General features: G+C 43.2%; 16 protein-coding genes. 3 read left to right on the plus strand and 13 right to left on the minus strand.

Annotated elements, in window-relative coordinates:
• The first annotated feature begins 34 nt into the window (after positions 1-34).
• Positions 35-331, plus strand: coding sequence for a helix-turn-helix domain-containing protein (locus DK188_RS20405; RefSeq protein ID WP_111672712.1), 297 nt, complete (start codon positions 35-37; stop codon positions 329-331).
• An 81-nt stretch (positions 332-412) separates the two neighbouring features.
• Here DK188_RS20405 and DK188_RS21855 read toward each other — a convergent pair whose 3' ends face one another.
• The 13 genes from DK188_RS21855 to DK188_RS20470 form a co-directional block, all read right to left on the minus strand.
• A complete protein-coding gene (locus DK188_RS21855) occupies positions 413-532 on the minus strand; it encodes a hypothetical protein (RefSeq protein WP_394335860.1) in 120 nt (39 codons plus the stop codon).
• 54 nt (positions 533-586) lie between these two features.
• Positions 587-1,609, minus strand: a complete 1,023-nt coding sequence (locus DK188_RS20415) for a Gfo/Idh/MocA family protein (RefSeq protein WP_111672714.1) — start codon at positions 1,607-1,609, stop codon at positions 587-589.
• 71 nt (positions 1,610-1,680) lie between these two features.
• Positions 1,681-3,642 carry a ligand-binding sensor domain-containing protein gene (locus tag DK188_RS20420; RefSeq protein ID WP_111672715.1) on the minus strand — a complete coding sequence of 654 codons (1,962 nt, stop codon included), beginning with the start codon at positions 3,640-3,642 and terminating at the stop codon, positions 1,681-1,683.
• Complete coding sequence (locus tag DK188_RS20425) at positions 3,639-4,703, minus strand: dihydrodipicolinate synthase family protein (RefSeq protein WP_317046887.1); 1,065 nt, start codon at positions 4,701-4,703, stop codon at positions 3,639-3,641. The genes DK188_RS20420 and DK188_RS20425 overlap by 4 nt, the downstream gene beginning before the upstream one ends.
• 5 nt (positions 4,704-4,708) lie before the next feature.
• Positions 4,709-5,725 (minus strand): NAD-dependent epimerase/dehydratase family protein, encoded by a 1,017-nt coding sequence (locus DK188_RS20430; protein WP_111672717.1) that lies wholly within the window; start codon positions 5,723-5,725, stop codon positions 4,709-4,711.
• A gap of 126 nt (positions 5,726-5,851) precedes the next feature.
• Complete coding sequence (locus DK188_RS20435; RefSeq protein ID WP_111672718.1) at positions 5,852-7,060, minus strand: Nramp family divalent metal transporter; 1,209 nt, start codon at positions 7,058-7,060, stop codon at positions 5,852-5,854.
• Positions 7,060-8,544 carry a PQQ-dependent sugar dehydrogenase gene (locus DK188_RS20440; RefSeq protein ID WP_111672719.1) on the minus strand — a complete coding sequence of 495 codons (1,485 nt, stop codon included), beginning with the start codon at positions 8,542-8,544 and terminating at the stop codon, positions 7,060-7,062. The genes DK188_RS20435 and DK188_RS20440 overlap by 1 nt, the downstream gene beginning before the upstream one ends.
• Complete coding sequence (locus DK188_RS20445; RefSeq protein ID WP_111672720.1) at positions 8,541-10,001, minus strand: BNR-4 repeat-containing protein; 1,461 nt, start codon at positions 9,999-10,001, stop codon at positions 8,541-8,543. Before DK188_RS20445 ends, DK188_RS20440 begins: the two co-directional genes overlap by 4 nt.
• Before the next feature lie 181 nt (positions 10,002-10,182).
• Positions 10,183-11,646 carry a RagB/SusD family nutrient uptake outer membrane protein gene (locus tag DK188_RS20450; protein ID WP_111672733.1) on the minus strand — a complete coding sequence of 488 codons (1,464 nt, stop codon included), beginning with the start codon at positions 11,644-11,646 and terminating at the stop codon, positions 10,183-10,185.
• Between the two features lie 13 nt (positions 11,647-11,659).
• Positions 11,660-15,148 carry a SusC/RagA family TonB-linked outer membrane protein gene (locus tag DK188_RS20455; RefSeq protein ID WP_232825782.1) on the minus strand — a complete coding sequence of 1,163 codons (3,489 nt, stop codon included), beginning with the start codon at positions 15,146-15,148 and terminating at the stop codon, positions 11,660-11,662.
• A 152-nt stretch (positions 15,149-15,300) separates the two neighbouring features.
• Positions 15,301-16,323, minus strand: a complete 1,023-nt coding sequence (locus DK188_RS20460) for a FecR family protein (protein ID WP_111672722.1) — start codon at positions 16,321-16,323, stop codon at positions 15,301-15,303.
• Positions 16,324-16,430: 107 nt separating this feature from the next.
• Positions 16,431-17,030 carry an RNA polymerase sigma factor gene (locus DK188_RS20465; RefSeq protein WP_157963304.1) on the minus strand — a complete coding sequence of 200 codons (600 nt, stop codon included), beginning with the start codon at positions 17,028-17,030 and terminating at the stop codon, positions 16,431-16,433.
• A gap of 493 nt (positions 17,031-17,523) precedes the next feature.
• Positions 17,524-17,994, minus strand: coding sequence for a JAB domain-containing protein (locus DK188_RS20470; protein ID WP_111672724.1), 471 nt, complete (start codon positions 17,992-17,994; stop codon positions 17,524-17,526).
• A gap of 521 nt (positions 17,995-18,515) precedes the next feature.
• On the opposite strand from DK188_RS20470, the gene DK188_RS20475 reads away from it, so the two are divergent.
• Together DK188_RS20475 and DK188_RS20480 are read left to right on the plus strand one after the other, a co-directional pair.
• Positions 18,516-19,829, plus strand: coding sequence for a T9SS type A sorting domain-containing protein (locus DK188_RS20475; RefSeq protein ID WP_111672725.1), 1,314 nt, complete (start codon positions 18,516-18,518; stop codon positions 19,827-19,829).
• Positions 19,830-19,872: 43 nt separating this feature from the next.
• Complete coding sequence (locus DK188_RS20480; RefSeq protein ID WP_111672726.1) at positions 19,873-20,436, plus strand: hypothetical protein; 564 nt, start codon at positions 19,873-19,875, stop codon at positions 20,434-20,436.
• Positions 20,437-20,688 lie beyond the last annotated feature (252 nt).

Genomic DNA, 20,688 nt, shown 5'->3' on the forward strand with positions numbered 1-20,688 from the left:
ATTTCCCAAGTTTCGACCCTAAAATTTGAATCCTATGGAATTCGAGCTGGTAACCTTACAAGATCTGGAAAACCTAAAGAGAGAACTTTTAGCAGAACTCAAAAAAATGCTGGAAGGCTATAAACCTGAACCTGAAAGACGATGGCTCAAATCCGCTGATGTTCAGAAATTATTGGGAATTTCAGCAGGCACTTTGCAAACCCTTCGAAACCGGGCTATGATCCCCTATACCCGGCTTGGTGGTGTGATCTATTACAATCGGGAAGAAGTAAAAAAGGTATTGGAAATAAATGAGGCAAATCCTCATCTGCTATTTGGGAAATTAAGATGACTGATTTAAAGAGTTTTAATAATTGAAAACAAAAACTCACAATTATCAAGTCATCCAAAATAAAAATAGAAAAAAAGGAAGCTAAAGCTCCCCTTCATCTGCAAAAGAAAAGTGTCCCTCAGGACTTAAGATGATATGATCCACAATTGGTAAATCCAAAGCCCTGTCTATTTCAACCCTCCTGGTCAATCTTTTATCCAATTCTGAGGGAAACAGAATTACCAGAAGGTTGATTATGGAAAAGAAGGATAAATTTCAACCTTTATAACCAGATTTTTTCAATACTTCAAGCATATTGACCGCTAATCCACCTCTCCTTTTACTTTCATCAGCAGCCTCCATAAAGGCGTAAATCTCCAAAGTTTCCCTTGGATCCACCGGCGATGTTTTGGTTTTAAAAAAGGCAGCTATTTTAACGGCCAGAGGTTCATACCCCTCAAAAGGTCCAAAAAATAGATTTTCTTGAGTACCAAAAGCAATCCCTCCATAATCCTGTATTCCGTTACGCCTGCCACGAAAGGTCCCAATCCGGCCATCATTCCAAACTCCAACGACTACTTCATCTTCCTGAGTTGTAAATCTTGTGACTGATTCACATCCGGGCCCCATGGCTGTAAAAAGAATTTCCACTCCATGGATACCATACCAGAACAAATCAGGATGACTGGGTTCCAGAGTTGCAGGACTAAATGAATCGCAAGCCAAAACTTTCCCAACCTTATTTTCATACCTCACAGCGTATACATTTTTTTGGTATCGAAGAGAGGAAGCTGAAAAAACCGGAACTCCGGCCTTTTCAGCTTCCTGAAAAATAGCGACAACATCCTCAAGCGAAGCAGCCACGGGCTTATCAATAAACATTGGCTTTCGCGCTTTAATTACCGCTCTAGCTTGCTCCAATCGGGGTTTACCATCGTTGGTTTCCAAGAGAACAACATCCACTTTTGCAAGCAAATCCTCTATGGAATCGACCAATTCAACGCCCAAGGCTCTGACGCGCTCGATGTATCCTGGAATGCGATCCATGCTAGATTCGATGGTTCTGCTTCCATAGGGATATGCTGCTACAACACGAAAACCGGACAACTCAGGCTTGGGAGTTGTAGAATTGAAAAGCTCGGTGAAAGCCGGGGCATGGGAAGTATCCAAACCAATAATTCCAATTCTTATCGGGTCTTGAGGAGTGTTTGCAAGGATTGAAAAAGGCATTGCACTTAAGCCAATAGCCGCTCCAAAAGAAGTCGATTGTTTTAGAAATGATCTGCGCGAGGTTTTCATATGGATTACGAGTCAAGCTTAATTTACAAGGCCTCTATTTTACACTTTCTGATAACCAATCCAATTATTGTTTAGGGTCTAAATGACCATAATTCTGTTTTGCGTTTGAAGTAAAGAGTCCCATCCTGTCCCATAATCAACAAGGCCGCCTGTTTGGCCAGCTCGGTAAATTCTAAGGTTTCAGGATTGAGTTTGAATAGCTTTTCCCAGTCCGTTCCGTAAATATTTCCATCAGGATGCAGCACTAAAAATGCACTCCTCCAAACATGGCTTTTGAACGGTGGGTAGTCAAATAGCTTGGTTACAGATTTGATATCACGTGTTTTCGGATCGAAAATGAACAGCTGCCCATCTCCCATTCCCCAGATCGTTCCATCGGGCATAGTTAAAAAACCAGTCAATGAAGTTGCTCCCGGCACAGGTATCAAGTCAAAAAGCTTTTCTCCTGTCTGAGGATTCCAGCCGATCAGATGAGCTTCCTTAGTCTCAGGAGCAATTCCCAATCCACCGGAAATCGTCGTACCTACCAGGACATAATCTCCGGTATAGGTCAAGCCAGCAATCGCTTGTTTTTCCACAGGGCTTGGGAAATAATTCAGCTTTTCGGTGTCGGTATCATATCTGACCAAGGCTCCTCCCAGTTTTCCATACTCAGGAATCATCCCAAAGACCACTTGATTTTTGTCTTTCAAAACGGTGTGGGCAAAGGCACGGCTTTGGTTTTCAAACTGTCCCAGAAACTTGGGACTACCCTCCTTTGGAGCCCAAGTGGATTTGGTATCATAGACATAGAATTTTCCCTTGGGATAAATGCCAAAGAAAATCTTATCGCCCAAGAAAGACATTCCCTCCGTCTGATCCAAACCCGGCAGAAAAGTAGACTTCCCAGTTGCGGGATCATAAGTCGCATTACCTCCTGCCAAATAGCCTCCAGACCAGATCTTTCCATCCGGACCCGTGAGCAAAGAATGGATAGGAATTGGCTGACCTGGAATCTGTAGCTTATTTTTAGTGAGCGATTTATCTTCAGGATTGAACACAAACAGGTTGGCTCCTGAGGTCAGAAAATAGACTTTGCCGTCTTTTCCATATTGGAAGGCCAAGGACGTTCCTATTTCGGCTCCCAAAACTTCAGCAGTTTGGTAATTTTCGGCCGGATCAAAGCGTTTCAATTGAGATTTTGAAGTTAGGTAAACCCATTTTCCATTTGGATCACCAGCTATGGCACGCATGTCCATTCCTTCGATTTCTTGCTCGAATTTTTGAGTTTTGAGATTGTAAACCAGTGTAATACTTCCATTGGTAATGAGTGCAAAAAGACGGTCATTGCCATCCACACCGGGTACGATTTCCAGTCCGTAGACAAATTCGAAGTTTTTGAATTTCTCTGGAAGCAACTCCTTCTTTTCTCCAGTCTTGGGATTCAGCTCAATCAAATGGGCTTTGGATCCCACACCGGCATAGAGCATGCCTGTTTTGGGATAAAAAGCCAAACTCCTGACGTAGTTTTCCTTTGCTACCAAAGGACCTTTTCCCACATCAGAAAAACCGTCTTTGGGATGATAGCGAAACACGCGGCAGCCCGGATAGGTCGCTCCAAAAACTTCACCATCCACTCCTGCAGTGAGATTCCAAAGGTAATTTTCTCCCTCTAACACCACGCCCAAATCTTTGACTTCCTGAGTACCGGGGGTATGGGCAAACAAGCTTCCATTCGCACCGGGTGCATAGATAGTTCCATCCGTAGCCTGAGCCAGATCCCAAGCCCCATCTGCCTCAGGTAGCGCTTGATCCAGGATCAATTCCTGTGTTTCCACATCATAGCCTAGTAAATGTGCCGGCTCGCCTCGGACTACAGTGTAGACCAAGGCCCTTCCATTGGGTCCCGTGGCAAATACACTTCCCTGAATCATGGAAGCAAATAGCTGGGAACCGTGATTGGTAAATTGGGTGGTATCAACCTGAGCCTTGGCTGGAAAGATAAAGCTTAGAAACAAAAGGATTACAGCAGCTTGTTGGAACTTTTTTCTCATAATTGAAGGGGATTTTGGGTTAAAAATTGCTGAACAAAGGCATTGTCATTCAACTCAGGATAGTCACGATAAACGCGATCTATTTCTTCCGACTGCCTAGGCGACATAACTTCTTGCGGATTAAGGCACCAGGTACCTTGAAGAAGACCTTGACGTCTCAGGAATTCATGCATTCCGGGAATACACCCATGGAAATGATTGGCAGGATCAAACATGACTGCATTGGCATCTGTCACAGCGATACCCTTGGTTAAGAGATTCGCCCAATCTGCACCGGTTCCTTTTGACTTGCAGGCTTTCACTTCGTCCAATAGCTCGACAGCCTTCTGTGTCCAAACGGCCCAATGACCCAACAAGCCACCGACAAACTCTTTTTCAAACACCTTCCCTCCCACCTCAAATCGATAAGTGGTCAATAGATCCGCAACAATATTGTCATCGTTTCCGGTGTACATCGCAATCTGATTCCGCCTGCTGCTTTGAGCCACGGCCCGCATCACATCAAGGGTTTGATAGCGATTGAAGGACGCACATTTGATTGCCTCCACATTTTCGATTTCGGCAAACTGCTCCCAAAATCCATAGCTGAAAATACGTCCTCCGACGGAGGGCTGTAGGTAGAACCCAAATACCGGAATGATAGAAGCAACTGCTCTTACCCGATCCAAAATCTCATCTTCCGTCCAAGCCTGCAATCCTCCCATGCTGAGTAGCCCCATGTCATACCCCAAGCGAAGTGCTGTTTCCGCCTCAGAAATTGCCTGCTGAGTAGGACCGCAGATGCCCGCTACTTTAATAAATGGACGGTCAAGTTGGGCTTTCTCAACTTCCTCTGCGGCAAGGGAAAGTACCTTTTCAAATAAATTATGCTGTGGCTCCCGGATTTCAAATTGAGTGGAATGGACGCCTACAGCCACTCCTCCTGCACCGGAAGCCATGTAATAGCGGGTGAGTTGGCGCTGCATCTGTTCGTCCAGCTGTCGGTCGGCATCCAGAGCCAAAGGGTGGGCAGGAATCACCGTACCCTGATGAAGGTGTTGTTTTAGTTTTTGATCTAGCATGTTCATTAGAATTTTCCTCCTCTCTCTTGAAAATGGGTGGCTTTGCCAAACTCCTCTCCCCCCTGCATGATCCAGGTAGCCGTGATGTCAATGATTTCCCGGATAGTCACCCGCGGATAACCAAAAATCCGGTGGCATTCCGAAGCGTTATTGAGTAATGCGCTTCCCGTAGGCTCATTGATAAAAACAGGCTCCTTGCCAAACTTTAGTCCAAATTGATTGGCCAACCAACGGGTAGAAAGAATCTCCGGACCGGTGACGTTTAGGATTTTGGCCGGAGTCTCGCAGTGTAGCAAAGCTCGAATAGCGATTTCATTCGCATCCCCCTGCCAGATGACGTTGACATTTTCGGTTCGGAGATCGATGGCTTTCCCATCCCGCACCGACTTGGCGATTTCCATGACCACGCCATAGCGAAAGTCCACTGCATAGTTCAGTCGATAAATGAGTGTTGGCGTTTGATTTTTCTTGGCGAAGTATTCAAAAATCCGCTCCCGACCCAGGCAGGATTGGGCATATTCTCCGAGCGGATCTGGAGCCGTTTCTTCAGATGCCCCACCGGATGTCACGGGGACAAAAGGCAGAACATTTCCGGAAGAGAAAGCAACAATATTGGAGTTTTTGTATTTCTCCGCCACCCGTCCTGGGAGATAGGAATTCATCGCCCATGTAAAGGATTCGTTACCTGTAGTGCCAAATTTGTTCCCTGCCAGATAAATGACATTGGGAGCATCTGGCAAGCCTTGAAGTTCGGTGTCATTGAGTAGGTCACAGGAAATCGTCTCTACACCAGTGGCTTCAAGTTGTGCTTTGGCTTTGGGATCCGAAAATCGGGAGACACCGATAATCCGCTTGCTGATTCCAGCCGCTTGAGCTGCTTGTACAGCAAGCTTTCCCATACTAGGGCCCATTTTCCCGCCGATTCCAAGTAGGATGATGTCACCTTGGATTTTGGACAAGTCTTCAATCAGGGCTGATGATGGGGCTAGGAGTTCGTTTTCAAGTTGGGTTAGTGAGGTCATGGTTGGGGAGTATGTTGGTATGGAGGTATGGAAGTTGTGATTGGATTTTTAGTTATTGAGTTATTAGTGATTGAGTTATTGGTTAATAGGTATTGAGTTGCAGTCTCGGCTCTTGCTTCTTGTCTTTTACTTCAAAAACAATTCATTGAAATTCCAGATAGCAAGACCGGAGAGCAGTAAAAGACCAATGGCTCCTGAGATTTTTGACAAAGGTGTATTGGTATTTTTCCCCATGATGGTCACATCGTTGGCTACAGCATACATGGCCAAACCGATGAAGGGAACCAAGAAAATGGTTACGCTCTGCGCGAAAATGATGAGCTCAAGAGGAAGCTTTCCGAAAATTAAGGCAATGGTCGCTCCGCAACTCATCACCAAGGCAATCAAACCTCGAACGGCTTTCGAACTCAGCTGATTTCCAAATCCCAAAGCATCGCCAAGCAAGCTGCCTCCCACGGTAGCATTGCCAACAAGGGAGGAAAAGGAAGCACCAAAAAGCCCTGCCAGGAATAAATAAGCAGCATAACTTCCAAATAAGGGTTCAAGTGCTTTGGACATCTCAGAAGCGGAATTGACAGTAATGCCCTGAGGCTGAAGAACCGCCGCAGCACAGATAATGACTACCGCACTCATGATTCCAAGGATGTAGATGCCGGTCGCACTTCGCTTGGCACTTGTCCTTCCCATACCTGATTTTTGGCTTTCCTGCACCAAATAGGCCTGATAGAATGCGCCCACAATTGAGAAACAGGAAGCCACAAATGCGATCAACAAGGCGGCAGATCCAGGTGGGATTGTTGGCACAAAGCCTTTTACTATACCCGAAAGAGAAGGTTTGCTGAGAAAAAGAGTGGTCACAAAGGAAAAGAGCATCAATCCTACAAGAGCAATCATCAGCTTTTCCAAAGTCTTATAAAAACTCCTGAAAAACAGCAATGCCATTCCCAAGAGATTGAAAACTACGACCCAAAGCCAAGTGGGCGTTTCTGTCGCTTCCGCTACAGCGATGCCAACTCCGATGGAATTCCCGGCCTGAAAGGAAGTGGTCACCAAAAACACCCCAAAACCGATGAAAATACCAGCCGCTTTCCCCCATTTCTGGCGAATCAGAGACAAGAGGCTGTTGTCTGAACTTAAGCCAATTCTTGCACCCATTTGAGTAAAAATGAGCATGAAAAAAATCGCCACCACTACCAGCCAAAGCGTCTCATAGCCATAGCTCGCACCGAGTTTGGACGTAAGCGTCATCTTGCTTGGACCAAAAACCAAAGCAGCGGTAATGATTCCCGGACCGAGAGTTTGGAGGAAGGGAATGAGTTTAGATTGGGTGGCCATTAGCGAAGGGATTCAATTTGGGTGGATGAAATGGAACTTGCTGAATTACCCCAGCTAGTTCGGATGTAGCTCAGGATTTCGGCAGCCTCCCGATTGTCCAGAAAGGAAAAGTCAGGCATGGCTTGGGCTCCGTCGCTTGAAACTTGGCCCTTAAGCAAAAGCTCAATCAACCGCCTAGTGTCCCCCAAAACGACTTGACTATTTACCAAAGCCGGAAAAACTTCCGCTACTCCCGAGCCATCTTCCTTATGGCAGGAGGCACAGTAGTTTTTGTAAAGCTGCTTCCCGTCCAAAGCCAGAATCTCACTAGCTTTTACAGGAGAAATCGGGTTTGAAGAAAGTGATGAGCTTGGACTGATTTTGAGGATTTTATCGTCTCCGGGAAGGGGAAATCCGGGTTGAGGATTCCAATCCTGATTGCTAGTGCTGAGGTAAATCGCCCCATCGGGTCCTACCGCTACATCCCGCAGTCGTCCATACAAATTTTCAAATAGGATCTCCTCCCCATCGATGGAATCGCCTGATTCATTTAGGAAAAGGATTCGAAGACTTTTCCCCTTCAGCGTAGTCAGTAGAAGTGTATTCTTCCAATCAGGAATAACCTCAGAACCATAATAAGTCATCCCGGCTGGCGCAATTACAGGAGTCCAAGAGCGGATAGGCTCGATGGTTTGATTAGCCGACGCAAAGTCTATCTCAGCAGGCAAGTCATGCTTGCCTTCGATTGCCGGCCAACCGAAATTCCCCCCTTTCCTGATTAAGTTGACTTCATCCTCGATGGCATCACCGTGCTCAGAGGTGAAAAGCAAGCCTTTTGAGGAAAAGACCAAGCCCTGCATATTTCTAAAACCCCAAGCCCAAACCGGACTAGTGGGATCAGGATTATCGGATGGAATGCTGCCATCTGGATTGAAGCGAAGGATTTTACCGTTGAGCTTTTCCCGATTTTGGGAGTAGGTGTAATCGTGCTTGTCCCCTGTTGCCCAATAGAGCTTTCCATCGGGACCAAAAGCCAACCGGGAGCCATTGTGTGAGGTACCTCCTTCAATTTCCAGCAAAACCTCTGGATTGATAAGCGAATCCTCTTTATACCTATACCTGACCAGTTTACTATAGATTAGGGAATCGTTTTTTACGGTGTAGTTGAGATAGAGGAATGGATTTTTGGAAAAGTCAGGGTGAGCCACCATTCCCAAAAGTCCCGATGTTCGGACTTTCCATACTTCAGGAATCTGCAACAGGTATTTCTGATCCCCTGTTTTCAGATTAATTCGGGAAACTTTTCCCTCCTGCTCAGCTACCCAAAGGAAGCTTTCTGAATCCACATCCAGGTCCCAAGGCACATTCAGTGAATCGGCGAGCACTTCCACTTTTAGCGTAGCGTTCTCCAGTTGGATGGTGTCCAATTGCATCAACTCCAACTCAGGGGATTTAGGTTGACAAGCGGCCAATACGACAAGGGCAACTAACCAGTTTCTACTCATTTTCTAGACTTGGGTTTGATCTGGACTGGCTTGGCAAATTCGGATTCCATCGTGGTGGGCAGCAGAAACACATTTCCATTTATATCAGAGAAATAGAGTTGAGAAAAGGACTTTTCTCTGCCATGTCCATCCGCCCAAAAGGCGTAGAAATCAGGATGGACATTCACAGGACGACGGGCGTAGGAATGGTTTCGCTCAGAGCCCGAAGTCATGATTTTGCTTTTCCAGCTTCTGCCTTGGTCTTTGCTGACCCAAAGCACCATTTCCCCTCCTGTATTGAAGGGCTGGGGTCCGGTGCCGGTGGGACCAACGATACGCCATTCACCTTTGTCATCAATGTAAAGTGAGCCCATGTCGTAGTTGTTGTCCGAGTCGGTGACTGGAAGAATTTCCCATTCCGAACCCGTATACCGGGCAGTGTGCCACGTTCGGGGACCTTTTTCTGGTCCAGCTTCGTAGCCTTTGCTCGTGACATAGAGAATGACAGGATGGCCTTTTTCATCGAAAGTCAAGTCGTTGATGTATACTAAGAGCCCTTTGGATTCGTATTCGGCAACGAGTGCTGGCGTGTAGATGTCGGATACTGGCAGCTGCATTTTTTGGCCAGCAGCTGTTTGCCAATTTTCTCCAAAATCACGGGTTTCTAGATAATAGAGATTGGTTCGAAAGTTCAATCCATTCACACCTTGCTTGATGGGATGGTAGTTGAAAGCTGTTCCTAATGTTTTGTCTTTCATGCCGCTGGTTTGATAATGACCTTCAGAAATAGCCGCGATATCTTTCCATTCGGAATAGGTGATTCCATCGGTGCTGCGCATAAAGCCGATGGTTCGCCGTGGCTTGGAAGCTTGACCGGGAATTACATTTCGTTCGTAATGAGTGAAGAGATTTAAAAACCCCTTTCCTTCTTGATACCAAGTCTGCAGGTAAGAAAAATTGTCCATGGAGACCGTTTGACCCCCTACTTCTTTGGTAGCTTGGATCGTTTCAAATTCAGAGATATCGTATGGTTTCTTGCTTCTACTGATATAAGCAGGACTATTGGTGCCGTGAGCGGTGGAAAAAATCCAGAGGTAACCAGCTGAATCAATATTCATGACCGGATTATCATGGGCATTGTCGGTTTCCTTATCAAGCACCACGGTCGGACGAGGAACCATTCCTGTATTATGGTCAAAGTAAGACACCATATGCAGGAGCGTATTGCCCGAAAGATCTGCACCTCCGTAGCAAAAAAAGGTTCTGTTCACCTCCTTTACATAAATAGAAAAAGGGAAATGATTGGCAGGATAGGTACCTAATCCGCCACTGTATTTGTAGACATATTCGTCATTGGAAGGCTCATTGCTGTACCAGATACCCCGATAGCCGCTATCTGGCTGATTGAGCAATTTGGGACTCTGAGCGAAAACGCTTTGAGCGAGTGTAAGTAGAAAAAGTAAAAATAAAGATCTCATTGGAAAGGTTTGGAAGTTTGACCCAGGAGAGTTGGTTAAAGGTTTGGGCTGATTTCTTAGGCGATTTTGTCTTAAGTCTTTTGTCTATTGTCTTGAAATTTCCACTCAAAAAGCTTCCAGCCTGCCCGTCCACTGGGAATTGGACAGGCTGGAAAGCAATTTTAAAGAAGATCAATACGGATTAATATCCTGGATTCTGTGTCATCAGACCTGGATTGATGTCAATCTGGCTTTGTGGAATGGGAAACAAAGCCTGATGAGCTTGCATTCCTTGGGAAGCCATCACCTCAAGGGCTCTTCCAGTTCTTACCAGATCAAACCAACGATGTCCTTCGAAGGCCAGCTCCATTCTTCGCTCCTTTTCTACAGCCAAACGGAAAGCTGCTTGGGAGTCCAACTGCAAAGCAGGGTTCTCATTTACAGCAGATACCTCTTCTAGTCCCGCTCTTTTTCGGATTTGATTTAGGTAGTCGAATGCCGGACCATCAGGAACAAAACCCTGCTCATTTAAGGCTTCAGCATACATTAGCAGCACATCTGCGTAACGTAGCACGATCCAATTGACATCTGAATCAAGATTTGAAACAGGTGTGCTGATGTACTTTTTGATGTAATTATGTCTCACAGTATTCCCATTGAGTATATAGCTGGTGTCCATAGAGACTGTTCTTCGTAGATCTCCTTCTTCATAGGACTGGAAGAATTCGTTAGTAGGAATATTTTGTCCCAATGGATTTCCTACTGCAACTACAGCTGTTCCAGAACCGATTGGAGCAAATTGATTGGAGTAAGGACTACCTTCCCCATTTAGCCCACCTTTAAACTGAACCTCAAAGATTGATTCAGCATTATTCTCATTTGCTGGACCAAACAAGTTCGCATAATCATCAACAAGACTGTAATTTACCTGACCAGTCCCTTCAACCACCTGACTTAGTTTTTCGACAGCCAAACTCCAGTTTTTCTGCGTAAGGTAAACTTTACCCAAAAGGGCCATTGCTGCACCCTTGGTTGCACGACCCAAGTCTGCACCTGTATAAGAAGCAGGCAATGCATTTTCCGCCTCAGTCAAATCAGAAATAATAAGTTCATATACCTTCTGAGTAGATTCCCTTCCATAGGTATACCCTTCCTGAGGATTATTAATTGCAGATATCACCAATGGAACATCACCATAAATCCGAACCAAATTGAAGTACATCAAGGCGCGAAGAAATTTAGCCTCGCCGATATATCGCTCCTTAAGATTGTCATCCATGGTGACATTGTTGATCCGATCCAAGAGTATGTTTGCTGCCTGAATTCCCTGATAGTGCGCATTCCAAGTATTGGAACTGATGGAGGTCACTGGGACATTGGTAAAATCATCCACTGCCTGCTGATCTGCACCAGCTGCAGGATTGGTGATTTCTGTATTGTCTGAACGGAGTTCACCAATGATACTCATGGAAGAGTAATATTGACCGCCGTATTGTAAAGATCCATAAACTGCAGTGAGGGCATTTTTCATATCCTCTGGAGTTTTATAGAAGTTATTGCTGTTTTGCTGGGAAATAGGAGCCAAATCCAGAAAATCATCAGAGCATCCTGTGGCAGTGAATAATGCCAAAGCTCCAGCTGCGAAAAGAATTTTATAATTTTTCATAGTGAGAATCAGATTAAAAGCCAACATTTAAACCAAACATAAAGGAACGAGCCAATGGGTATCCCCCTGCGTCCACACCCGGCACCAAAGGACTTCCACCCTGAGCGCTTACTTCTGGATTGTATCCTTCATAGTCGGTGAAAGTGAATGCGTTTTGAACCGTAAAGCTGAGTCTGGCACTGGAAAGCTTCAATTTGTCCAGAGAAGCAGAGGGCAGATTGTAACCTAAAGTGATGTTTCGAATACGAATAAATGACCCATCCTCCACAAAGAGAGAAGTCACATTATTCACTACGTTACTTCCAGCCAAGGAATTGAAATTCCGATTGATTTGGGGGGAAACTCCATCTCCAGGATCAGATTCAGATTTCCAGCCGTTGGCTGTACTGCTGAGGACATTGTAGGTGCCGGAATAATTGCCATAATATCTTCTAGCCATATTTAGCACCTCAAAACCCTGAACACCTTGGAGTGTGAAGGAGAAGTCGAAGTTATTGTAACTGAAGTTATTGGTCATACCCCAAGTAAAATCAGGGAATGGACTACCCAGTTTGGTCCTATCTGATGCATTGATCACTCCGTCACCATTTACATCGGCAAATTTCAGTTGTCCAGGCTTTGATTGTACTGTTCCATTTCCGTTGAGGATTACTGGACTATTGTCAATATCCTGCTGATTTTGGTAGACACCAATTACCTGATAGCCGAAGAAACTTCCCGGAGCTGATCCGACCTCGGTAATATGAGTTGGAGCGGATGCTGAAGTCGCCTGCCGAGAAATAATCGGAGAGCCATCCGGACCTAAAGCTGTTACTCTGATATCATTTGTAGAGAAGTTCAGATCAGTGGTCCACTTGAATGCTCCAACAGTATTTCTGCTGGTCACGGTAAATTCAAACCCTTTATTCAAAATCTCGCCGATGTTCTGAAGCGCTGAACTATATCCTGTAAGCGTAGGTACTGGTACATTAAGTAAGAGGTCAGAGGTCCGCTTGTGGTAATAATCGGCGGAGATATAGAATCGATTTTGCAAAAGACCCAACTCCAAACCTAAGTCCGTCTGTCTGTTGGTTTCCCAACCCAATTTGCTGTTTGGAATATTTGCAAGTCTAATCCCGTTGGCGATTACTCCTCCATTTGCCCCGAAGATGTAATTCTCAGGACCGGTCAATCCTATTGCACCATAGTTGGAAATGAAATTGTTTCCCGTCAGACCTGTACTTGCTCTTAATCTAAGTTCAGAAATCCAATCAACCTCCTGCATGAAGCCTTCCTCTGAAAGTCTCCATCCCAGAGACACTGATGGGAAAAATCCCCAGCGATTGTTCATCCCGAATCGGGAAGAACCATCCTGGCGGAAGGTAGCAGTGAGTAAATACCGGTCATCATAGTTGTAATTCACCCTTGCCAAATAAGACAAAAGTGACCACTCCTCTTTCAAATTGGTCGCACTGGTAATAAGACCAGCAGCATTCATGGTCTTGATGTTATCATTCGGAAAGTTTGTCCCGTTGATTCGGTTGAAATCATACCTTTCACTCTGAGCAGTATATCCTAAAACAGCATCCAGGCTGTGCTTACCAAAGGTTTTTGCATAACTGAGCGTGAATTCAGCCAACCAATTGCTGGTTTGAGAAGTGGTATTTGATCCCACAGCTGGCTTGGTAAGATTTACGCTGTTTGGGTTGATTAGCGAATTGGAGAAAATATCTTCTCTAAAGTTTCGGATATCACCACCGACAAGTGTCTTGAACTTCAGGTTTTCGGCTATGGAGTATTCCAGGAAGGAAGTTCCTAAAAGTCGAAGGGTTCCCTGCTGATGAAAGTATTCCTTGGCGATTTTCACCGGGTTATCTACTTCGGAGAGTCCGATACCCTGACCTGTGACTTTGGTGTAATTTCCATCTTCATCATAAGGGGTCAAGTGCGGTGCCGCAGTAATTGCAGTCTGTATGATTCCTCCTCCCTGCCAGTTACCTTCTGCCAGAGATTGGTTAGAAAACGTATAAGTAGGTGTAATATTAGCCCCTACTCTCACTCGTTTATTCATCTGGGATTCTACATTGATACGGAAAGAGTAGCGTTTCAAGTCTGAATTGATGATTACACCTTCCTGATCAAGGTAGCCAGCAGACACAAAGTATTTTGTTTTGTCATTTCCTCCTGAGAAGTTGAGCTGGTAATTGCTCATTTTGGCTGTGCGGAATATTTCCTCCTGCCAGTTGGTTCCTTCTCCCAGTGCTTCCGGATTTTGGAAAACCTCAGGAAGAAGATACATCACATTATTTCCTCTTGCTGAGTTGGGATCGGTAGGAAGTCGATTAGGTCCTGAGTTTACCCAAGCATTGTTTCTGGACTCGTTGATGTAAGTTGCAAACTCCCTTGCATTGAGTACATCCACCATTTTTTCCACTTGCTGAACACCGGTATTGATGCTGAAGTCAATTTTGGAGGTTCCTGATGTACCGGATTTAGTCGTAATTAAGATCACTCCATTTGCTCCTCTGGAGCCATAAATTGCGGTTGCAGATGCATCCTTAAGTACTTGGATATTATCAATGTCGGCTGGGTTGATGGTATTTAGCGGATTGTTTCGCTGATCGTAATCGTTCGTCACAGGAAATCCATCTACCACATAAAGTGGCTCATTGCCTGCACTTAGTGAGCCTGCACCTCTAATCCTAACACTTGCACCTCCGCCTGGAGCACCTGTTGCCTGAGTGACTACAACACCTGCCATTTGACCTGCCATAGCTAGGTCTAAACTTACTACTGGCTGATCTTGAATCTGAGAAGAATTGATTGCACTGACCGAGCCAGTAATGTCTTTCTTTTGGATCGTACCGTAGCCGATCACAACAAATTCCTGAAGGTCATTTTCCTCAGCCGACATGCGTACGTCAATCGAATTGGAAGACCCCACAATTCGCTCAATCTTGGCGTAGCCAATAAATGAAAACACCAAAACTTGCCCTTCGGCAGCTTCAATACTGTATTTTCCATCAATATCTGTTACCGTACCAGTTGTAGTCCCCTGTACTACTATGGTCACTCCTGGCATGGGTGAGCCAGATTCATCGACTACAGTCCCTGTTATTTGAGCCAGTTGAATTTCAGAAGCCACTACTTCTTCCCTTCCTTCAGGATTTGGAATTACCGAGATCGCATTGTTCACTTGCTTGAATCTCAGCTTGGTCTGCTTTGCTACTTGAATCAGATGCTGTTCAACACTTCCTGACTGGTGCTCTGGAGCAATTGTAGGTAAGTCTTTAATAGCTTTTTGGGTATAGAAAAATTTGAATTCTGTTTTTCGCTCGATTTCCTGGAAAAGATCAAGAAGGGAATAACTGGACTTTTCCAGTTTCAGATGTACCTCATCGATGCTCTTCACCTGAGCCTCAGTGGTGCTAGCCATGAGTGGACTCAAGGTCAAACAGAGAACCGCAAGCCCTCGAACTAATATCTTAATAGACATGACTATTAATGGTAGGATTTTTTTCATAATTTGGAATGGTAAGTTGAAACATAGAAATGCCTTGGGATGACAGACCGCGAATCCTCTATCCTTTGGCGCCGTGTTTTGATTTTCACAGGAGTGTAGTGATATGCACTCCTGTTCTTTTTTATCCTGCTTTAGTTTTCCATAGGCGATTTTTAGTTAAAATGGATTTCAACCTTTTTTTCGTTGAGTTCATAGCTAAATCCCATGGATCCGCTCAAAACATGAAGCACATTGCGCAGGGATTCATTATTGTCAAAAGTTCCTGTCGCAAGATCCGCCTGAGGTGTACCGGAGACACTGATGGAGACACCATACCAGCGCTCAAGGCTAGTTTTCATGTCATCAAAAGAGGTGTTATTGAATTTCAAGACCCCACTTATCCAAAGAATCCGCTCTTCGGCATTGATTTTATATTTTTGGATAGTTTCTTCGTCAATTGCCAATACTGATTCTTCTCCGGGATTAAGCTCCAAAACTTGCTTACTTCCCAATTGATTAACTTTCACTTTGCCTGTGATCAAAGTCACGGCAACTTTATCTTGCTTATTGAATGTGGAGATATTGAAAGATGTACCCAGTGCAGTGGTTGTGATTCCTTTCGACTCTACAGAAAAAGGAAACGATGCATCTTTGGCAACTTCAAAAAATGCCTCCCCTTCTAAGGTGACTTTTCGATTCGTCTGAAAGTTTTCAGGATATGTGACCGTACTGGCAGAATTTAGGAAGATCGTAGATCCGTCTGAAAGCAAAATCTTTGTCTTTTGTCCTGCCGGATTACTGCGAGTAATCCATTTTTCGACTTCTTCTGTCTTAGCTAATTCCGGGGAAATGGTACGTTCCTGAACAGACTTCCAAGTAAAAAAAGCTATTGTAAAAACTAGAATTGAAGCAGCATACTTGAGCCAAGCAGGTAGCTGACGCTTAGTGGTAGGAATGGATTCACGATGAAGAAAAGGCTGGGAATAACCTGCTTTTTCAGCATTAATTTTTTCCCATAGAGGCCTGTTGTCCCAAACCTCCAGCTGAGTCTTTACCTTTTCACTCCAAAGCTGAATAAATTCCGCAGATAGATATTCCTCAGCCTCTTGGCTTTCGATCCATTCGAGAAATTCTCTGGCTTGCTCTGGACTTAATTTTCCAGAATAAAAATCTTCAATTATTTTTTTATGATCCATGAGTGGGGATTTACTAAAGCATATACCCTCAACTCTTTCAAACTACTCATGCCCAAAAAAAATAAATATGGGATACGGGCTCTTACTCAAAAAAATCTACTGCTTGTTCATTCAAAAAGCGACAAAAGCAAGGTATCAGCAATAAAAAACAAAAGACCAGTGGAGATTATTTTCAGCTGGGTCAATTTTCCTTTTACTGTGCCTGTAGCCCGAAAAATCTGATTTTCCACCGTTCTTTTAGAAAGATTCAGTTGGGTTGCTATCTCAGCAACGGTCAAATTTTCGAAATACCGAAGTTGAAAAATTTGTTTTTGTCCTTGAGGAAGCTGCTGAATGATTTCATTTGTCAACTGGTCAAATTCCATAAAAATCAATTCATCATCTGGACCTGGCGCGGAGATATGCTGAATCAAAGGGATTTTATACTGTTGAAACGCAAAAAAACGTGCATCTTTTTTGGCCTTTTTGATCACCAATGATCTGACAATCGCTATCAGATATGCATTGATGGACAATTCAGGATCAAGTTTGCTCCGGTTTTTCCATATTTTCAAAAAGACTTCCTGAACCACTCCTTCCGAGTCCTCGTGGTTCAAGTTCATTTTGCGAGAGACATGATAGATTTTTTCAGAAAAGAGCAAATACAATTTTTCAAAGGCTTTTTCATTTCCTTTGGCAATCTCAACAACGAGCTCTTGATGACTCAAATCCACCATACTTTTTTACTTTCTGAGTTTTAATCTCATATCCAAAAGAAGAGAAAAAAAAATTAGGAGCAAAAATTCGGTGAAATATCAATTAAGCACAAAACCAAATTCATCAATTTGAATACGACAACTGTCTTGTCCAGATTATTTCACAACTACCTATAATTGACGGTAGTCTTGAAAATATACCAAGATTTTTTTGTCTTCGAACAAGAGATTGAAAAAGTCTGATTATAAGAGGCATGGGAAGAAAATCTACTCTCAAAGCCTTTCGGTACTCTGATCAATCAGCTCCCCCACAATTTCTTTCATATTAATCTCTGAATTACTTGGCAACAACATCTTATCTGCCGAATGCCTCGAAACTTTCCCTGAAAGCAAGTTTAACATAATAAATATAGGTGACGCCCCTTCTTAAGGTCAATTCCTTAAAATTGGAATTGAAGAGTATCTTAGATAGAAAAAATAAAGATCATTTGTCAAAAAAAGGAAGCTAAAGCTCCCCTTCATCTGCAAAGGAAAAATATCCTTCAGAACTTAGAATCACATGATCCACTATGGGTAGATCCAATGCACGACCGATTTCAACCAGTCTCCGGGTTAGTCTTTTATCCTGTTCGGATGGTTGAAGATTTCCACTCGGATGGTTATGACTTAAGATTAAGGATGATGCGTTCGCTTTCAATCCGGCGGCGAAGACCACTTTAGGATCTACCACAGTTCCCGCTGTTCCACCGGTACTGATTGTACAAATTCCCAATACTCGGTTTCCTTGGCTCAGTAGCATCACTTGAAATTGCTCTATGTATTCCAGAGCGTCGGAATTCCAGAATTTCAACAAGACATCATAGACTTGTCTGGAACAAGTAACCTTCGGACGTAGACTTGCCTTGATTTTTGGTCGATAAGCCAGTGTGATTTCTGCGACTTCATTAAAGTGGAAAGATTGAGTTAAGGCTTCCATAATTTTTTTGAGTTTTGGTGAAACATGAATTATGGAATGGCCTCTGCCCTGTTCCGAGCAAGGCCAAGAGGAAAAGGAATAAACCAGCTGAGGATAGTGCGTGAGCTTTATGCCGGAAGCTCTTGGCCGCCCCGAGGATACAGGGCTAACTTATTCCGGAATTCAGATTCGTCTATCCCCTGTTTTTAAAATTGGAAATGGTTGGTATAGCCATGATCCTTTAGAAAGGGAAAAAAAAGCACTTCCAAAACAGCCTTGAAATGCTGGAAATGATGTTTTCTTTTCTCGATTATTAATCAGGCACTAGGAGTTGCATTCATTTAAACTTGCACTTCGCTTGATTCCAAGTATATTGACATATTACTCAGACCAGTTACACCTTATTAAATATATTTCTCTAGTTAGGCGCGTCTTTCAAAAAAAAAAAAATAGTTTTTTTTCTGAAAAGTAGTTGCTAAAACTGTAATTAAATTTTAGATTAATTCTAATCAATTTTTTGATGAAAATAAACGAACCTAATTATGAAGTCAATTCCTTCTCCTTCGATTCTTAGCAATGCATTAAAAGTCAACAGCTTCTTCCGAACTAAGACCATCTTTGTTTTTCTGCTTTTTGCTTTATACTTTCTTTCAGCTAAAGCGTATTCATCAGTTAATGTTGTTATTGAGGGAGCATCAAGTTTTGTTTGTCCGAAAGCAACCTACACCTACACCGCAAAAACATATAGCGGAGAATTTGGCTACCAAATTTATTCCTGTAATCTTATTTGGACTGTTTATAAAGGTGTTGAAATCGTAGGTAATGGTTCGGGCACAAGTTTCGACTTTACTTTTCCAGACGTCGGGATTTACGAAATTAAAGTCAATGCAGTTAATTGTTCAGTCCATGGTGATGGAGAAAAAATTATTTCGACAACATCGAGAGTTCCTATTCCAAGCCCAATTTCAGGTCCGGCCATGTGTTCTCTGGGCCAATCCTATACCTATACCACTAGTCCGACCTTGGCTAGCATATTCCCTCCCCCTTCTGAAGGAGGAATTTGTTATTACCATTATCCATATGAATGGACTGCGCCTGCAGGTTGGTCTATTGATGGAGGTGGAAATACAAAATTTACAGATGAAACGGTTAATATTGTCGCACCTACCGGTACTCCTGCTGGTAGTTATACTATTTCTGTTCAGGGGTCAATATCAAAACCAGGAGGAGGTTATTGGTATAGTACCAAGAGGGACTTTTCTGTTCAAATTGGCGCATTTAGTCAGTATCAAGTATCTGTATCAGGTGCAGGAATGGTTTGTAATGGTAATTCATACACTTATACTGCTAATATTCCAACAGGACATCAAAACGGATACACTTACGACTGGACTTATCCATCCGGTTGGACTAAGCAAAGCCAATCAGATAACTCCGTAACATTTTATCTCCCTTCATCTAACAATACTTACGGGCCGGTTCGTGTGTCGGTTAACAACGGCTGTGGCACCACACCTTTTACTGGAATAACTGTCTTCCCTTGCAGCTATATGCTGTCTTCTGGTGATTTTAAAATTTATCCCAATCCATCATCGGGTGATTTGTTCGTTGAATATGATTCGGAAAACAACCAATTAGGAAAATCATTTGGTAGTGAAGCACAGGCACAGAATAAACCAACTATTGCTGTGTTTAAAGTTAACATTTTTGATCGAACTGAGAAATTAGTGGGGACTGGAAAATCCGTGGAAAATAAAGTTTATTTAGATACTAAAGGTCTAAAACCCGGAACCTATTTCCTTCATATTTATTCTGGAGATCAGGTTCTAAGGGAACAAATTATAATTGAAAATTGACAATGGAATTCAAACAAGTTTTACACATCGAAATTGAAAAATTATGAATCTTCAACAAATATCTTCGTTCTTGTTGGTTTTGAACTTAATTTACGCTCTTTCACAGGAGGCGAAAGCTCAGGTCGAGCCTGAGACATTCACCTCAAAAAAGGCGATTTACCTTGAAGTTGGAGGGAGTTCTGGAAGATACGCAATAAATTATAGCAAGATTTTTCATCAAAAAGGGAAGCTAAAATTGAATACCAGCGTGGGTTTTTCAATGTGGCGAAATGAAATAAATGATTTCAGGACCATTTGGCTTCCCGTTGTTCCTTTAGAGGTTTCCGGCGTATACGGCAAGTCAAAGCATCATCTGGAAATAGGCTTTGGATTAATTTCATTCTTAGATAGAACTTTAGATTTTGATTCAGAATCATTAGAATTAGAAGATAAAGTGGTCGTTAATGCTGCTATTCCTTTAAGGATTGGTTATAGATATCAAAAACCTGAAGGTGGATTCTTTTTTAGAGTTGGCTATACGCCAATTATCGACTTTCCGCCAAGAACTGGAGGGAATTGGTCTTTTAACCCTTATTGGGCAGGTATGAGCTTTGGAAAGAGTTTTTAATTTTAAATGAAATTGATTTTTAATCCATGAGGTTTTCAAATCCCATCCCAGCAATTATATCCATCCCTGAACTATTTTTATCAGCACTTTACTTAATTTTTCCATCCTGACCTTTCAAGCTTTTTTACAAACCGAGCCTAAAAGTTTTTCAGCAGGAAATTCAGGATTCTTTTAAAGAGGAGGGAATGGAGGCCGAAATGATTTCAATAGTAGGAGATTAATTTATCAAAAGAGAGTATTGAAGGTAATTGG

It is taken from the genome of Algoriphagus litoralis, assembly GCF_003259255.1.
GTDB classification, from domain to species: Bacteria; Bacteroidota; Bacteroidia; order Cytophagales; family Cyclobacteriaceae; genus Algoriphagus; species Algoriphagus litoralis.

What these genes read in the sequence shown, in the direction of transcription:
- DK188_RS20405 (WP_111672712.1), top strand. Translation starts at nt 35, where the DNA reads ATGGAATTCGAGCTGGTAACCTTACAAGATCTGGAAAACCTAAAGAGA.
- DK188_RS20425 (WP_317046887.1), bottom strand. Translation starts at nt 4,703, where the DNA reads ATGCTAGATCAAAAACTAAAACAACACCTTCATCAGGGTACGGTGATT.
- DK188_RS20430 (WP_111672717.1), bottom strand. Translation starts at nt 5,725, where the DNA reads ATGACCTCACTAACCCAACTTGAAAACGAACTCCTAGCCCCATCATCA.
- DK188_RS20415 (WP_111672714.1), bottom strand. Translation starts at nt 1,609, where the DNA reads ATGAAAACCTCGCGCAGATCATTTCTAAAACAATCGACTTCTTTTGGA.
- DK188_RS20435 (WP_111672718.1), bottom strand. Translation starts at nt 7,060, where the DNA reads ATGGCCACCCAATCTAAACTCATTCCCTTCCTCCAAACTCTCGGTCCG.
- DK188_RS20470 (WP_111672724.1), bottom strand. Translation starts at nt 17,994, where the DNA reads ATGGAAGCCTTAACTCAATCTTTCCACTTTAATGAAGTCGCAGAAATC.
- DK188_RS20475 (WP_111672725.1), top strand. Translation starts at nt 18,516, where the DNA reads ATGAAGTCAATTCCTTCTCCTTCGATTCTTAGCAATGCATTAAAAGTC.
- DK188_RS20480 (WP_111672726.1), top strand. Translation starts at nt 19,873, where the DNA reads ATGAATCTTCAACAAATATCTTCGTTCTTGTTGGTTTTGAACTTAATT.
- DK188_RS20440 (WP_111672719.1), bottom strand. Translation starts at nt 8,544, where the DNA reads ATGAGTAGAAACTGGTTAGTTGCCCTTGTCGTATTGGCCGCTTGTCAA.
- DK188_RS20420 (WP_111672715.1), bottom strand. Translation starts at nt 3,642, where the DNA reads ATGAGAAAAAAGTTCCAACAAGCTGCTGTAATCCTTTTGTTTCTAAGC.
- DK188_RS20445 (WP_111672720.1), bottom strand. Translation starts at nt 10,001, where the DNA reads ATGAGATCTTTATTTTTACTTTTTCTACTTACACTCGCTCAAAGCGTT.
- DK188_RS20455 (WP_232825782.1), bottom strand. Translation starts at nt 15,148, where the DNA reads ATGAAAAAAATCCTACCATTAATAGTCATGTCTATTAAGATATTAGTT.
- DK188_RS20450 (WP_111672733.1), bottom strand. Translation starts at nt 11,646, where the DNA reads ATGAAAAATTATAAAATTCTTTTCGCAGCTGGAGCTTTGGCATTATTC.
- DK188_RS20460 (WP_111672722.1), bottom strand. Translation starts at nt 16,323, where the DNA reads ATGGATCATAAAAAAATAATTGAAGATTTTTATTCTGGAAAATTAAGT.